Annotated in this window: 11 protein-coding genes; 9 read left to right on the top strand and 2 right to left on the bottom strand. The window is 68.1% G+C overall.

Annotation, left to right across the window (positions count from 1 at the left end; all coding sequences use genetic code 11):
- Window positions 1–320: 320 nt before the first annotated feature.
- Together AB0B35_RS24855 and AB0B35_RS24850 are read right to left on the bottom strand one after the other, a co-directional pair.
- Window positions 321–695, bottom strand: coding sequence for a GntR family transcriptional regulator (locus tag AB0B35_RS24855; protein ID WP_361049328.1), 375 nt, complete (start codon window positions 693–695; stop codon window positions 321–323).
- A complete protein-coding gene (locus AB0B35_RS24850) occupies window positions 692–1,426 on the bottom strand; it encodes a hypothetical protein (RefSeq protein ID WP_361049326.1) in 735 nt (244 codons plus the stop codon). The genes AB0B35_RS24855 and AB0B35_RS24850 overlap by 4 nt, the downstream gene beginning before the upstream one ends.
- A 374-nt stretch (window positions 1,427–1,800) precedes the next feature.
- Between AB0B35_RS24850 and rplJ the strand changes: the two genes are divergently transcribed.
- From rplJ to fusA, 9 genes are all read left to right on the top strand, one after another.
- A complete protein-coding gene (gene rplJ, locus AB0B35_RS24845; RefSeq protein WP_361049324.1) occupies window positions 1,801–2,337 on the top strand; it encodes a 50S ribosomal protein L10 in 537 nt (178 codons plus the stop codon).
- A gap of 79 nt (window positions 2,338–2,416) precedes the next feature.
- A complete protein-coding gene (gene rplL / locus AB0B35_RS24840; protein ID WP_361049322.1) occupies window positions 2,417–2,800 on the top strand; it encodes a 50S ribosomal protein L7/L12 in 384 nt (127 codons plus the stop codon).
- A 445-nt stretch (window positions 2,801–3,245) separates the two neighbouring features.
- Window positions 3,246–6,677 (top strand): DNA-directed RNA polymerase subunit beta, encoded by a 3,432-nt coding sequence (locus tag AB0B35_RS24835; RefSeq protein ID WP_120317150.1) that lies wholly within the window; start codon window positions 3,246–3,248, stop codon window positions 6,675–6,677.
- Window positions 6,678–6,770: 93 nt separating this feature from the next.
- On the top strand, window positions 6,771–10,661 hold the full coding sequence (locus AB0B35_RS24830) for a DNA-directed RNA polymerase subunit beta' (RefSeq protein ID WP_361049320.1): 3,891 nt from the start codon (window positions 6,771–6,773) through the stop codon (window positions 10,659–10,661).
- 43 nt (window positions 10,662–10,704) lie between these two features.
- On the top strand, window positions 10,705–11,058 hold the full coding sequence (locus tag AB0B35_RS24825; protein ID WP_361049318.1) for a hypothetical protein: 354 nt from the start codon (window positions 10,705–10,707) through the stop codon (window positions 11,056–11,058).
- A gap of 412 nt (window positions 11,059–11,470) precedes the next feature.
- A complete protein-coding gene (locus AB0B35_RS24820; protein ID WP_361049316.1) occupies window positions 11,471–11,899 on the top strand; it encodes a hypothetical protein in 429 nt (142 codons plus the stop codon).
- A gap of 647 nt (window positions 11,900–12,546) precedes the next feature.
- The gene (rpsL, locus tag AB0B35_RS24815; RefSeq protein WP_120317147.1) at window positions 12,547–12,930 is read left to right on the top strand and encodes a 30S ribosomal protein S12; all 384 of its coding nucleotides are present in this window, start codon (window positions 12,547–12,549) and stop codon (window positions 12,928–12,930) included.
- Window positions 12,930–13,400, top strand: a complete 471-nt coding sequence (gene rpsG, locus AB0B35_RS24810; RefSeq protein WP_360536135.1) for a 30S ribosomal protein S7 — start codon at window positions 12,930–12,932, stop codon at window positions 13,398–13,400. The genes rpsL and rpsG overlap by 1 nt, the downstream gene beginning before the upstream one ends.
- Window positions 13,401–13,487: 87 nt before the next feature.
- A complete protein-coding gene (gene fusA, locus AB0B35_RS24805; RefSeq protein ID WP_361049314.1) occupies window positions 13,488–15,584 on the top strand; it encodes an elongation factor G in 2,097 nt (698 codons plus the stop codon).
- Window positions 15,585–15,646 lie beyond the last annotated feature (62 nt).

The raw sequence follows: 15,646 nt of genomic DNA, 5'->3' as shown, positions 1-15,646 counted from the left end.
GCCGGGCCCCCGCTTTCCGCTTTCCCCGCCCCGCCCCGCCCCGCCCCGCCCCGCCCCGGCCAGCCCGGCCAGCCCGGCCCGGCCCGGCCCGCCCCGGCCCGGCCCGAGTGAAGGAAGGGCACCTTCACATCGCCATAGGTAGAGGAAGGTGCCCTTCCCAACATCCCGGCCGATGATGATCGCTGTTTGTGGTCAGAAAGTGCGGTCCGACCCCACTTTCTGACCGGATACAGCGATCATCGCCGCGAGCCGCGAGCCGCGAGCCGCGAGCCGCGAGCCGCGAGCCGCGAGCCGCGAGCCGCGAGTCGCGAGCCGGCGGGTCAGGGGTGGGGCCAGGCGGTGCGGATCGCGTCGAGCGCCTCGTCGAGATCCGCGCCGAGGGTCAGGGCGGTGGTGGTGAACCCGTGCGCGGCCTGCGCCAGCGGCCCCCGTCGGTCCGCCGGTGGTTCAGGGGTGCGCGCGGCGACCACCGTGCCCGCCGCCCGCCGGGTGGTGACCAGCCCGGCCGCCTCCAGCTCCTGGTAGGCGCGGGCGACCGTGCCGGTGGCCAGGCCCAGGTCGGCGGCGAGCTGCCGGATCGGCGGCAGGCGGTGTCCGGCCGCCAGCAGCCCGCCGTTGATCAGCGCCTCGACCTGAGCCCGGATCTGTTCATAGGGCGGCACGGGGCCGGGCCGGATGGTGATCGTGGGGATCACGCCACGGCCTCGGCCGGCTCCCGCCGCGTGCCGATGCTCACGACACCCGCTGGACCCGGGTCGATCAGCAGGTGCAGGTAGTGCGCGAACACCAGGAACGCGGACAGCGCCAGGGCGGACAGGACGAACATCCACCAGCCCCAACCGCCGAGGAAGATCACCCAGTGGCGCTGGCTGTAGCAGAACATCCCACCGGCCAGGGTGCCGGAGAGCAGCACTCCGGTGGTGCCGAGGACCAGCCGGGACGCCCGCCGCCGCCACGCCTCGTCGGCGGCTAGGTGTTGCGGGTCCAGCCCGGCGTGCCCCGCCTCGGCGATGCGGCGCAGCAGATGCCGTGCCAGCAGCCACCAGCCGGCAAGGATCACGGCCGTGGGTGTCAGGCGCAGCACGGCACCGCCGGTGTCGTAATCCCCGGACCAGGTGACCTCACCGGTCCCCATCCGTACGGCGATCACCGGCACTGTCGCCAGCACCGCCAGCCCCAGCCAGCGCAGCCGGGCACGGGATCCGGGCGGCAGGTACGCGTCGACGTCGCGGACCGTCAGCTGCGCCGTCGACTGCCCCGATCGGGACGGCCGAGGTGACATCAGCTCGCTGACCCCGACCCCGGCCAGCACGAACACCGTGAACAGGGGCACGGCGAGCGGGATCAGCGAGCTGTTGGCCACCGTCAGGCCCAGCGCTCCGCCCAGGACCACCCCGGCCGACCGCACGTAGGCGGCTCCGTTCATCTTTGACCTCCCCGTTGTATCAGACAGCTGATACAAGTGAACGCCATCGCTGTCTCTTGTGTCAATTGATTGATACAAGGCAGCTCACGCCACCCCCGATTTGGCGGCCGGTGCCAGCTCACGTATCGTTACCGGCAACAGTTCCACCCAAAGACCGCTGGTCATCAGATCCGGAGTCATCCGGAGACGATCGAAGGCCCCGTCGCTCGGCAACGAGCGGACCCACGGGCGGCCCGCGCAGGGAAGAACGGTGAGCCTGGCGGCCCTGTGCCGCGCGAAGCCCCGTGCGCCCTGCGCCGGGGCGTTTTGTTTGTCCGCTTCTGTCGAACGCCGGGTCCCGCGAGACCAGCCTGGAGTACGAGAGAGGAGGGGACATGGCGGACAAGATCCGTGCCGACAAGGCCGGCAGTGTTGCGGAGCTCACCGAGCGCTTCCGCGAGTCGAACGCCACGGTGCTCACCGAGTACCGCGGCCTGACCGTGAAGCAGCTGACCGAGCTGCGTCGTTCGCTGGGCGGTGCCGAGTACACCGTCGCCAAGAACACGCTTGCCAAGCGCGCCGCGACCGACGCCGGTCTGACCGGTCTCGACGCTCTGTTCACCGGTCCTACCGCGCTCGCCTTCGTCTCCGGCGATGTCGTCGAGGCGGCGAAGGGCCTGAAGGAGTTCGCGAAGGCGAACCCGCTGCTCGTCATCAAGGGCGGCGTCTTCGAGGGCAAGGCGATCACGGCGGCCGACGTCGCCAAGCTCGCCGACCTCGAGTCCCGCGAGGTGCTGCTGGCCAAGCTGGCCGGCGCGATGAAGGCAAGCATGGGCAACGCCGCGGCGCTGTTCCAGGCCCCGCTGGCGCAGGCCGTTCGCACGGTTGCTGCCCTGCAGGACAAGCGCGAGAAGGAGGGCGCCGACGCCTGACGGCGTCGACGTCATCCGAACCATCCAGCTCGCGGCTCCCTGCCGCGGCATGTAGACCCGTTACGAAAGGACGCCTGACATGGCGAAGCTGAGCAGCACCGAGCTCCTCGACGCGTTCAAGGAGATGACCCTGATCGAGCTCTCCGAGTTCGTGAAGCAGTTCGAGGACACCTTCGACGTGAAGGCCGCCGCGCCGGTCGCCGTCGCGGGCCCGGTCGGTGGCGGCGCCGCCCCGGTCGAGGTCGAGGAGAAGGACGAGTTCGACGTCGTCCTCGAGTCCGACGGTGGCAAGAAGATCCAGGTCATCAAGGTCGTGCGTGAGCTGACCGGCCTGGGCCTGAAGGAGGCCAAGGACGTGGTCGAGGCCGCGCCGAAGGCCATCCTCGAGAAGGCGAACAAGGACACCGCCGAGAAGGCCAAGGCCAAGCTCGAGGCCGAGGGCGCCAAGGTCACCCTCAAGTGATCTGAGGTCACGCCGAGGGCTTTACGCCAAGAGCGTGACCGCATCGAGGGGCGGGCATCCACTGGATGCCCGCCCCTTGTTCATGCTGGGCAAACGCGTAGTGATGCGAAGTTGACGCAGTGTTGGACACTGGAACCCGTCGCCGGGTCTTGACGTGAACGGCGACGACAGGCAGTCTTTCTTCGTACGACCTTCCGAGTACGTAGCGGGCGGGGTACAGAGCGTGGCGACACCGATCTGAAGGTGGTCTGGAGCACGTTCTGCGAAAGCCTGCCGTGGAGACTCGACACGGGTCGGTGGTTCTGCTACAGTGCTAGTTTGCGCTGCCCTTCGACTTTCCCCCTGCCCGGAATGCCGGACGTTTTCTGACGTCGGCTCTGGACCAGGGGTTGTCGGGTTGCTCGCGTAACGGCCGTTGCACCACCGGTCCTCGGAAGGACGTATCTTGGCAGCCTCCCGCCCTGCGAAGACCAGTCGATCGTCGAGCGCGTTCGCTCCCCGCCGGATCTCCTTCGGCAGGATCACCGAACACCTCGAAGTACCCAATCTGCTCGCTATCCAAACCGAGTCTTTTGACTGGCTTGTCGGCAATGAGTCCTGGCAGTCCCGTTCGTCGGCTCTCGCAGACGCCCGCTCGGGACTCGCGGAGATCCTCGAAGAGATCAGCCCGATCGAGGACTTCTCCGGCACCATGTCGCTCAGCTTCTCCGACCCGCGCTTCGACGAGGTCAAGGCCTCCATCGAGGAGTGCAAGGAGAAGGACCTCACCTACTGCGCGCCGCTGTTCGTGACCGCGGAGTTCACCAACAACTCGACTGGCGAGATCAAGAGCCAGACCGTGTTCATGGGTGACTTCCCGATGATGACGCCGAAGGGCACTTTCATCATCAACGGCACCGAGCGCATCGTCGTCAGCCAGCTTGTCCGCTCTCCTGGCGTGTACTTCTCCAAGGAGCCGGACAAGACCTCCGACCGCGACCTCTCCAGCGTCAAGGTCATCCCGAGCCGGGGTGCCTGGCTGGAGTTCGACATCGACAAGCGCGACACGGTCGGTGTGCGTATCGACCGCAAGCGTCGGCAGGCCGTCACGGTCCTGCTGAAGGCGATCGGTTGGACCAACGACCAGATCCGCGAGCGCTTCGCGTGGTCCGAGTTGCTGATGACCACCCTCGAGAAGGACCACATCGCCGGTCAGGACGAGGCCCTTCTCGACATCTACCGCAAGCTGCGCCCTGGCGAGCCGCCGACGCGCGAGAACGCCCAGACCCTGCTCGACAACCTCTTCTTCAACCCGAAGCGGTACGACGTCGCCAAGGTCGGTCGTTACAAGTTCAACAAGAAGCTCGAGCTCGAGATCCCGATCACGACGGGAACGCTGACCGAGGACGACATCGTCGCCACCGTGGAGTACCTGGCCCGCCTGCACGCGGGCGAGGAGGGCTACGAGGCCGACGACATCGACCACTTCGGCAACCGTCGTCTGCGCACCGTCGGCGAGCTGATCCAGAACCAGGTTCGGGTCGGTCTCTCCCGCATGGAGCGCGTCGTGCGTGAGCGCATGACCACGCAGGACGTCGAGGCGATCACGCCGCAGACCCTGATCAACATCCGCCCCGTGGTGGCCGCGATCAAGGAGTTCTTCGGCACGTCGCAGCTGTCGCAGTTCATGGACCAGACCAACCCGCTCGCGGGTCTGACCCACCGTCGCCGCCTGTCGGCGCTCGGCCCGGGTGGTCTGTCGCGTGACCGTGCCGGCTTCGAGGTCCGTGACGTGCACCCGTCGCACTACGGCCGGATGTGCCCGATCGAGACGCCGGAAGGCCCGAACATCGGTCTGATCGGCGCGCTGTCGACGTTCGCGCGGGTCAACCCGTTCGGTTTCGTCGAGACGCCGTACCGCAAGGTCGTCGAAGGCCGGGTCACCGACCAGATCGACTACCTGACCGCGGACGAGGAAGACCGTTACATCAAGGCGCAGGCGAACGCCGTGCTGATGGGTGACGGCTCCTTCGCCGAGGACCGCGTCCTGGTCCGCCGTAAGGGCGGTGAGGTCGACTACGTGCCGCCGGCGCAGGTCGACTACATGGACGTGTCGCCGCGGCAGATGGTGTCCGTCGCGACCGCGATGATCCCGTTCCTCGAGCACGACGACGCCAACCGCGCGCTCATGGGCGCGAACATGCAGCGTCAGGCGGTGCCGCTGGTCAAGGCCGAGGCCCCGCTGGTCGGCACGGGTATGGAGTACCGTGCCGCGACCGACGCCGGCGACGTGGTCGTGGCCGAGGTCGGCGGTGTGGTCGAGGACCTGTGCGCGGACTACATCACCGTGCACCAGGACGACGGTTTCCGCCGGACCTACCTGCTGCACAAGTTCCGCCGGTCCAACTCGGGCTCGTGCGTGAACCAGAAGCCGGTGGTCCCGGAGGGCGCCCGCGTCGAGGCCGGTCAGGTCATCGCCGACGGCCCCTGCACCGACAACGGTGAGATGGCGCTCGGCCGCAACCTGCTGGTCGCCTTCATGCCGTGGGAGGGCCACAACTACGAGGACGCGATCATCCTGTCCCAGCGCCTGGTGCAGGAGGACGTGCTCACCTCGATCCACATCGAGGAGCACGAGGTCGACGCCCGCGACACCAAGCTGGGCCCGGAGGAGATCACCCGCGACATCCCGAACGTCAGCGAAGAGATGCTGGCGGACCTGGACGAGCGGGGCATCATCCGGATCGGCGCCGAGGTCGTGCCGGGCGACATCCTGGTCGGCAAGGTCACGCCCAAGGGCGAGACCGAGCTGACCCCGGAGGAGCGGCTGCTCCGCGCGATCTTCGGTGAGAAGGCGCGCGAGGTCCGCGACACCTCGCTGAAGGTGCCGCACGGCGAGACCGGCACGGTCATCGGTGTGCGCACGTTCTCCCGCGAGGACGGCGACGAGCTGCCCCCGGGCGTCAACGAGCTGGTCCGGGTGTACGTGGCCCAGAAGCGCAAGATCCAGGACGGCGACAAGCTCGCCGGCCGCCACGGCAACAAGGGTGTCATCTCCAAGATCCTTCCGGTCGAGGACATGCCGTTCCTGGAGGACGGCACGCCCGTCGACATCGTGCTCAACCCGCTGGGCGTGCCCGGTCGAATGAACATCGGCCAGGTTCTCGAGGTCCACCTGGGCTGGGTCGCGAAGACCGGCTGGAAGGTCTCGGGCGACGACGCCGAGTGGAAGAAGGCGCTGCGCTCGATCGGCGCGCACGAGGCCGAGGCCAACACGAACGTGGCCACCCCGGTCTTCGACGGCGCGCACGACGACGAGATCGCCGGTCTGCTCGGCAGCACCCTGCCCAACCGCGACGGCACCCAGCTGATCGGCGAGTCGGGTAAGGCCAAGCTGTTCGACGGCCGCTCCGGCGAGCCGCTGCCGGACCCGATCTCGGTCGGCTACATGTACATCCTGAAGCTGAACCACCTGGTCGACGACAAGATCCACGCTCGGTCGACCGGCCCGTACTCGATGATCACGCAGCAGCCGCTGGGTGGTAAGGCGCAGTTCGGTGGCCAGCGGTTCGGCGAGATGGAGTGCTGGGCGATGCAGGCCTACGGCGCGGCTTACGCGCTGCAGGAGCTGCTGACCATCAAGTCCGACGACGTGCTGGGTCGCGTGAAGGTCTACGAGGCCATCGTCAAGGGCGAGAACATCCCCGAGCCGGGTATCCCCGAGTCGTTCAAGGTGCTGCTCAAGGAACTGCAGTCGCTGTGCCTGAACGTCGAGGTGCTGTCCAGCGACGGTGTGGCCCTGGAGATGCGCGAGACCGACGACGAGGTGTTCCGGGCGGCGGAGGAGCTCGGTATCGATCTGTCCCGGCGGGAGCCGAGCAGCGTCGAGGAAGTCTGATGTAAAGGCGTCCTCCGCGCGCTCCGGCGTGTGGAGGACGCCTCCGCCATCAACTGACACTGATGAAGACACGAGCAAAGAGGGACATACAACGTGCTCGACGTTAACTTCTTCGATGAGCTTCGGATCGGCCTGGCGGGCGCGGAAGACATCCGGCGCTGGTCGCACGGCGAGGTCAAGAAGCCCGAGACGATCAACTACCGCACCCTGAAGCCCGAGAAGGACGGACTCTTCTGCGAGAAGATCTTCGGTCCGCAGCGGGACTGGGAGTGCTACTGCGGCAAGTACAAGCGGGTCCGCTTCAAGGGCATCGTCTGTGAGCGCTGCGGCGTCGAGGTGACCCGTTCCAAGGTGCGCCGTGAGCGGATGGGCCACATCGAGCTCGCCGCCGCGGTCACCCACATCTGGTACTTCAAGGGCGTGCCGAGCCGGCTGGGCTACCTGCTGGACCTCGCGCCGAAGGACCTTGAGAAGATCATTTACTTCGCCTCGTACGTGATCACGAGCGTGGACGCCGAGGCGCGTCACCGCGACATGACCACCATCGAGAACGAGATCTTCGCGGAGAAGCGGCAGGCCGAGAACGCCCGCGACGCCGAGATCGAGAAGCGGGCCGTCAAGCTCGAGTCCGACCTGGCCGAGCTGGAGGCCGAGGGCGCCAAGGCCGACGTGCGCCGCAAGGTCAAGGAGGCCGGCGAGCGCGAGATGCGCCAGATCCGCGACAAGGCGCAGCGCGAGATCGACCGCCTGGACGAGGTGCTGGACACGTTCCGCAAGCTCGACTCCAAGCAGTTGGTCACCGACGAGCTGCTCTACCGCGAGCTGCGCGACCGCTTCGGTGAGTACTTCACCGGCGGCATGGGCGCCGAGGCCATCAAGGCCCTGGTGCAGAACATGGACCTCGAGGCCGAGGCCGAGTTCCTGCGCGAGACCATCCGCTCGGGCAAGGGTCAGCGCAAGCTGCGCGCGCTCAAGCGGCTCAAGGTCGTGGCCGCGTTCCTGGCCACCGGCAACTCGCCGCTGGGCATGGTGCTCGACTGCGTGCCGGTCATCCCGCCGGACCTGCGCCCGATGGTGCAGCTCGACGGCGGCCGCTTCGCGACCAGCGACTTGAACGACCTGTACCGCCGCGTCATCAACCGCAACAACCGCCTCAAGCGTCTGATCGACCTCGGCGCGCCCGAGATCATCGTGAACAACGAGAAGCGGATGCTGCAGGAGGCCGTCGACGCGCTGTTCGACAACGGCCGCCGTGGCCGGCCGGTGACGGGTCCGGGCAACCGCCCGCTCAAGTCGCTGTCCGACATGCTCAAGGGCAAGCAGGGCCGGTTCCGTCAGAACCTGCTCGGCAAGCGCGTGGACTACTCGGGCCGTTCCGTCATCGTCGTCGGCCCGCGGCTCAAGCTGCACCAGTGCGGTCTGCCCAAGCAGATGGCGCTGGAGCTGTTCAAGCCGTTCGTGATGAAGCGGCTGGTCGACCTGAACCACGCCCAGAACATCAAGTCGGCCAAGCGCATGGTCGAGCGTCAGCGCCCGGTCGTGTGGGACGTGCTGGAAGAGGTCATCACCGAACACCCGGTGCTGCTCAACCGTGCACCCACCCTGCACCGCCTCGGCATCCAGGCGTTCGAGCCGCAGCTGGTCGAGGGCAAGGCCATCCAGATCCACCCGCTCGTCTGCACCGCCTTCAACGCGGACTTCGACGGTGACCAGATGGCCGTGCACGTGCCGCTGTCCGCCGAGGCCCAGGCCGAGGCACGCATCCTGATGCTGTCCAGCAACAACATCCTCAAGCCGGCCGACGGCAAGCCGGTGACCATGCCCACCCAGGACATGATCATCGGGCTGTACCACCTGACCCACAAGCGCACCGGCATGCTGGGCGAGGGACGGGTGTTCAGCTCCGAGGCCGAGGCGATGATGGCCTTCGACAACGGCGAGCTGCACCTGCAGGCGCCGGTCCGGATCCGCCTCAACGGCATCACCTCGGTCGACAACGGCCCGGGCGTCGAGGCTTGGGTCCAGCCGGAGGAGTGGGAGCCGAACGCGCCGGTCATCCTGGACACCACGCTGGGCCGGGTCCTGTTCAACGAGACCCTTCCGGTGGGCTACCGCTTCGTCAACCACGAGGTTCGCAAGGGCCAGCTCTCGGGCATCGTGAACGACCTGGCCGAGCGCTACCCGAAGGTCGCCCTGGCGGCGACGCTGGACGCGCTCAAGGAGGCCGGCTTCCACTGGGCCACCTGGTCCGGCGTCACCATCGGCATGGAGGACGTCATCTCGCCGCCGCGCAAGGGCCAGATCCTTGAGCGGTACGAGAAGGAGGCCGAGCGCTTCGACAAGCAGTACCAGCGTGGTCTGATGACCGCCGAGGAGCGCCGCGGCGAGCTGATCGAGCTCTGGACCAAGGCGACCAACGAGGTGGCCAAGGAGCTGGAGACCGCTCTGCCGCTGGAGAACCCGCTGTGGCGCATGATCCACTCGGGCGCTCGAGGCAACATGCTGCAGCTGCGCCAGATCGCGGCGATCCGTGGCCTGGTGGCCAACCCGAAGGGTGAGATCATCCCGCGGCCGATCAAGTCCTCGTACCGCGAGGGCCTGAGCGTGCTGGAGTACTTCATCTCCACGCACGGCGCCCGCAAGGGTCTGGCCGACACCGCGCTGCGTACCGCCGACTCGGGTTACCTGACCCGTCGTCTGGTGGACGTCTCGCAGGACGTGATCATCCGTGAGGACGACTGCGGCACCGACCGGGCGATCCCGATGCAGATCGGCACGCGCCACGACGGTGTGCTGTCGGTGCACGAGCACGCCGAGACCGGCGCGCACGCCCGCACCCTGGCCGAGGACATGTCCGACGCCAACGGCAACCTGGTCGCCGCGCGGGGCACCGACCTCAATTCGATCGTCGTCGACAAGCTGGTCAAGGCCGGCATCGAGGGCGTGCGGGTGCGGTCCGTGCTCACCTGCGAGTCGAAGCTCGGCGTCTGCGCGGCCTGCTACGGCCGTTCGCTGCCGACCGGCAAGCTGGTGGACGTCGGCGAGGCCGTCGGCATCATCGCGGCGCAGTCGATCGGTGAGCCGGGCACGCAGCTGACGATGCGTACCTTCCACACCGGTGGTGCGGCCTCGGGTGAGGACATCACCCAGGGTCTGCCCCGTGTCCAGGAGATCTTCGAGGCGCGTGTGCCCAAGGGCAAGGCGCCGATCGCGGACACTCCGGGACGCATCCGGATCGAGGCGGGCGACCGGTCGAAGAAGATCATCATCGTGCCGGACGACGGCAGCGAGGAGATCGTCCACGACAAGATCTCGAACCGGGTGAAGCTGCGGGTGCACGACGGCTCGCACGTGGAGGTCGGCGAGAAGCTCACCGAGGGCACCATCGACCCGCACGAGCTGCTGCGCATCATGGGTCCGCGCGCGGTCCAGGTCCACCTGACCAACGAGGTCCAGGAGGTCTACCGCTCGCAGGGCGTAATGATCCACGACAAGCACATCGAGATCATCATCCGCCAGATGCTCAAGCGGGTGACGATCATCGACTCCGGCGCGACCGAGTTCCTGCCCGGTGTGCTGGTCGACCGTGCGCAGTTCGAGGGCGAGAACCGCCGCCTGGTCTCCGAGGGCGGCGAGCCCGCGGCCGGCCGTCCGGTGCTGATGGGTATCACCAAGGCGTCGCTGGCGACCGAGTCGTGGCTCTCGGCGGCCTCCTTCCAGGAGACCACCCGGGTGCTCACCGACGCGGCGATCAACGCGCGCAGTGACTCGCTCATCGGTCTCAAGGAGAACGTCATCATCGGCAAGCTCATCCCGGCGGGTACCGGCATCAGCAAGTACCGCAACGTCCGGGTGGAGCCGACCGAGGAGGCGAAGGCCAAGGTCTACTCGATGACCTCGTACGGCGAGACCGACTACGGCTTCGGCCCGGCGTCGGGTGTCGCGGTGCCGCTGGACGACTTCGACTTCGGGTCGTACCGGTAAGCGTTTGAAGTGATCGCGGCGTCCCCCGTGTCGTTTACACGGCATGGGGGACGCCGCTTTCATATCCGCAGCCGCCCGGGACCCGGCAGATCCGGAACCGGTCGCCGACACCAAGGCCACGGCCGCCTTCGGCCTGGGTCTGCTGGCCGCCGTCACCGGCCTGGCCGTGGGCGGCATCGTGCCCGCCACGCTCGCCCTCGCCCTGGCCCGTCAGGCCCGCGAGGAGCTGCGCACGGGGGAGGGCTGGCGCACCGGTGCCGGCCGAGTCCGCTGGGCCGAACGCCTGGCCTGGCTGGCCCTGGCCCTGGCCGCCCTGAGCCTGCTCACCCTGACCGTCTGGCTCTTCCTCCGCGGCGTCCATTTCGGCACCCAGGACTTCCCACCCACCGTCAACTGATCCGGCCCGCCCACCGCCTCGCCATACCCCATCCCACCCCACCCGGCCGCCCAGGCCGCCTCCTCGCCGGGGTGATCATGAACCTGAGGGCGTGTTCGACGGCGTGTCGTGGACACAACCTCATGATCGTTTGTTGTGGAGCGGCGGTCGATTCCATGATCTGTTTTCGTGGACGCTGGGCGCCGCTGTAGGGGCCGTCAGCGTCCACGAAAACAGATCATGGGCGGGGCCGAGGCACTGCGGGCGGGGGTGGGCGGGACGTGGCAGGATCGGCGGCGTGACCTACCAGCAACCTCCGGTGCCGCAGTGGCCCTCCGTGCCGCAGGGCCAGCAGCCGCCCGCGCCGCAGTCGCCTGTGCCGCAGTGGCCGGTGCCGGCACCGACGGGTCCGCCACCTCCGCCGGTGCCGCCCGTGGGAGGCCAACCGGTGGCCGGGCCGCGGCCGGTGAACTACCCGCCGCCGGTGCGGGTGGAGGTCGTGCCGGGTACGCCGTACGGGCTGGCGGTGCTGGGCGCGCCGAAGACCGCCTCGGGTGTCGCGGCCAGCGCGCTGGTGGCCGGCGTGGGCTCGGTCCTCGTCTCGCTGGTGGTGTGGTGCTTCGGCCTGGCGGGCGCGCAGCAGGGCTGGGGAGGATTGGTCGCCGGTGCGTTCGCGGTGCTGTCCATCCTGCTCGGAGCGGCGGGGGTGCTGCTCGGGTGGCTGGGGATACGGCAGATCCGGCTGGCCGCGGGCAACCTGACCGGCCGGGGGGTCGCCATCGCGGGCCTCGTGTGCGGCGCGGTCGGTCTGGTGTTGGCCGCGATCGGCCTGATCACCGCGATCGCCCTCAGCGCCGGCTGATCCGCCGCGGGCCCGAGCCTGGGCTGGGCACGTCCCCGCCGGGCCGGAACGCCGGGCCGGAACGCCGGGCCGGGAATGCCCGGGCCAGGAGTGTGGCCAGGCCACCGGAGCGGCCCGGTGCCCGGACGCCGGGCCACCCGGCCGACGGCGATCCGTTGCCGGGCCGCCGTCCCGGCATGCGAGCTACCTCACGGTGCGGTATCCCGTTCGGGGCCGGGGAATCGAAGAGGTAGACTGGCTGTCGGAGTTCGCACTGACGGCGGACTGGTTGCTCGGAACGACTGGTTGCCTCGCATCGACGGGGGGTCGGGTCACCCCGTTTTGACCAGTGGGCCATCGGTTCGGTACTCTTTCCCCTCGTGCCCGGGCTTGCCCGGGCCCCTCGTGCGTGCGCCGACGCGGGAGAGTTCGACCGATGGTCGGGCAGCCCGCAGCACCACGACAACGACAGACTCCGACAGCTCGAGAAATCGAGCCGTCGGGCCCGTGCGCCGGACGACACGCCCGACCGCGGGGGTCGGGACGCGTCCTGGATCACTCCGAGACGGCGCCGATCGCAGCAGTTCGGGCCGCATTCGCGGCCACGGCCACATAAGTTTCCGCGACCGAAAGTCGCGGAGAGGAAGCAAAGGGAGCGGAGAACACCGGTGCCCACAATCCAGCAGCTGGTCCGCAAGGGCCGCCAGGCGAAGACGAGCAAGACCAAGACGCCGGCGCTGAAGGGGAGCCCCCAGCGGCGCGGTGTGTGCACGCGTGTGTACACCACGACGCCCAAGAAGCCGAACTCGGCACTGCGGAAGGTCGCTCGCGTCAAGCTGAGCAGCCAGATCGAGGTCACCGCGTACATCCCGGGTGTCGGCCACAACCTGCAGGAGCACTCGATCGTGCTCGTCCGCGGCGGTCGTGTGAAGGACCTGCCCGGCGTGCGGTACAAGATCATTCGTGGTTCGCTCGACACCCAGGGTGTCCGCAACCGCAAGCAGGCGCGTAGCCGCTACGGCGCGAAGCTGGTCAAGGAAGGGAAGAAGTAATGCCTCGTAAGGGCCCCGCTCCGCGTCGGCCGCTGGCCGCTGACCCGGTGTACAACTCGCCGCTGGTCACCCAGCTGGTCAACAAGATCCTGCTGGCCGGCAAGCGCCAGCTGGCCGAGCGTGTCGTGTACGGCGCGCTCGAGGGCTGCCGCGAGAAGACCGGCACCGACCCCGTCGTGACGCTCAAGCGCGCCATGGACAACGTGAAGCCGACCCTCGAGGTCCGCAGCCGCCGTGTCGGTGGCGCGACCTACCAGGTTCCGGTGGAGGTCCGTCCGACCCGCGCGACCACGCTCGGTCTGCGCTGGCTGGTGACCTACTCCCGCGCCCGTCGCGAGAAGACGATGGTCGAGCGCCTCATGAACGAGCTGCTCGACGCCAGCAACGGCCTCGGCGCCGCTGTCAAGCGTCGCGAGGACACGCACAAGATGGCCGAGTCCAACAAGGCCTTCGCGCACTACCGCTGGTGAAACAACGTGGAGCCGGGCCGATCCGTCGGTTCCGGCTCCACAACCTTGACTTTCCGGGACTGAGTCCCACTCCGAAAGGATCGTGAAGTGGCCGCCGTAGACGCCGCCCTCGCCAAGACTCGCAACATCGGCATCATGGCGCACATCGACGCCGGTAAGACCACCACCACCGAGCGGATCCTGTTCTACACCGGTATCACGCACAAGATCGGTGAGGTCCACGAGGGCGCTGCCGTCATGGACTGGATGGAGCAGGAGCAGGAGCGTGGTATCACCATCACCTCCGCTGCCACCAAGTGTGAGTGGAAGGGCCACACGATCCAGATCATCGACACGCCCGGCCACGTCGACTTCACCGTCGAGGTGGAGCGTTCGCTGCGCGTGCTCGACGGTGCCGTGGCCGTGTACGACGGTGTCGCCGGTGTGGAGCCGCAGACCGAGAACGTGTGGCGCCAGGCCGACAAGTACAACGTGCCGCGTATGTGCTTCGTCAACAAGCTGGACCGCACCGGTGCGGACTTCTTCCGCTGCGTCGACATGATGATCACCCGTCTCAACGCCACCCCGCTGGTGCTGCAGATCCCGATCGGTCTCGAGGGCGACCACATCGGTGTCGTGGACCTGCTGGGCATGCGCGCGCTGACCTGGCGCGGCGAGACCCAGAAGGGTGAGGACTACGCCGTCGAGGAGATCCCGGCCAACCTGCAGGAGCAGGCCGACGAGTGGCGCACCAAGCTGCTCGAGACCCTGTCCGAGGCGGACGACGCGATCATGGAGAGCTACCTCGAGGGTGGCGAGTTCACCGTCGAGCAGCTCAAGGCCGCGATCCGTCGCGCCACCATCGCCGGCAAGCTGAACCCGGTCGTCTGCGGCTCCGCGTTCAAGAACAAGGGCGTGCAGCCGATGCTGGACGCGGTAGTCGACTTCCTGCCGTCGCCGCTGGACATCCCGGCCATCGACGGCACGCTGATGGACGGGGAGACCCCGGCCGAGCGGCACGCCGACTCGAGCGAGCCGTTCTCCGGCCTGGCCTTCAAGATCCAGACCGACAAGCACCTGGGCAAGCTGACCTACGTGCGCGTCTACTCGGGCACGCTCGACTCGGGCTCGCCGGTGATCAACTCGACCAAGGACCGCAAGGAGCGGGTCGGGAAGATTTACCAGATGCACGCCAACAAGCGTGAGGAGCGCCCCCAGGCGTTCGCGGGCGACATCATCGCGGTGCAGGGTCTCAAGCAGACCACCACCGGTGACACGCTGTCCGACCCGGCGCACCCGGTGATCCTGGAGTCGATGACCTTCCCGGACCCGGTCATCTCGGTGGCCATCGAGCCGAAGACGAAGGCCGACCAGGAGAAGCTGGGCGTCGCGATCCAGAAGCTCGCCGAGGAGGACCCGACCTTCCGCGTGAAGCTGGACGAGGAGACCGGTCAGACGGTCATCTCCGGCATGGGCGAGCTCCACCTGGAGATCCTCGTCGACCGCATGAAGCGCGAGTTCAACGTCGAGGCCAACGTCGGCAAGCCGCAGGTGGCGTACCGCGAGACGATCCGCCGCACGGTGGACAAGCTCGAGTACACCCACAAGAAGCAGACCGGTGGCTCGGGCCAGTACGCGAGCGTCATCATCGGCCTGGAGCCGCTGCCGCTGGACGCTGCCGCGCAGTACGAGTTCGTCAACGCCGTCACCGGTGGCCGCATCCCGAAGGAGTACATCCCTTCGATCGACGCCGGTGCCCAGGACGCGATGCAGTACGGCGTGCTCGCCGGGTACCCGCTGGTCGGTGTGAAGCTGACGCTGATCGACGGCAAGTACCACGAGGTCGACTCGTCGGAAATGGCGTTCAAGATCGCCGGTTCGATGGCGCTGAAGGAGGCGGCCCGCAAGGCCGACCCCGCCATCCTCGAGCCGATGATGGCAGTCGAGGTCGTCACCCCCGAGGACAACATGGGTGACGTCATCGGCGACCTGAACTCCCGCCGTGGAATCATCCAGGCGATGGAGGAGCGTAGCGGCGCCCGCGTCGTGCGCGCCCTGGTGCCGCTGTCCGAGATGTTCGGCTACGTCGGCGACCTGCGGTCGAAGACTCAGGGCCGGGCCAGCTACAGCATGGTATTCGACTCCTACGCCGAGGTTCCGCAGAACGTGGCGAAGGAGATCATCGCTAAGGCCACCGGAGAGTGACCGCGGTGGGGGGGGGGGGGGGGGGGCGGCGCCCCCCCCCCCCCCCCCCAAGCAAGGCACAA

The organism is Catellatospora sp. NPDC049133 (assembly GCF_040648455.1).
Lineage (GTDB): Bacteria > Actinomycetota > Actinomycetes > Mycobacteriales > Micromonosporaceae > Catellatospora > Catellatospora aurea.
The sequence above is the reverse complement of the archived record's forward strand: the minus strand, read 5'-3'. Positions and strand labels throughout refer to the sequence as shown.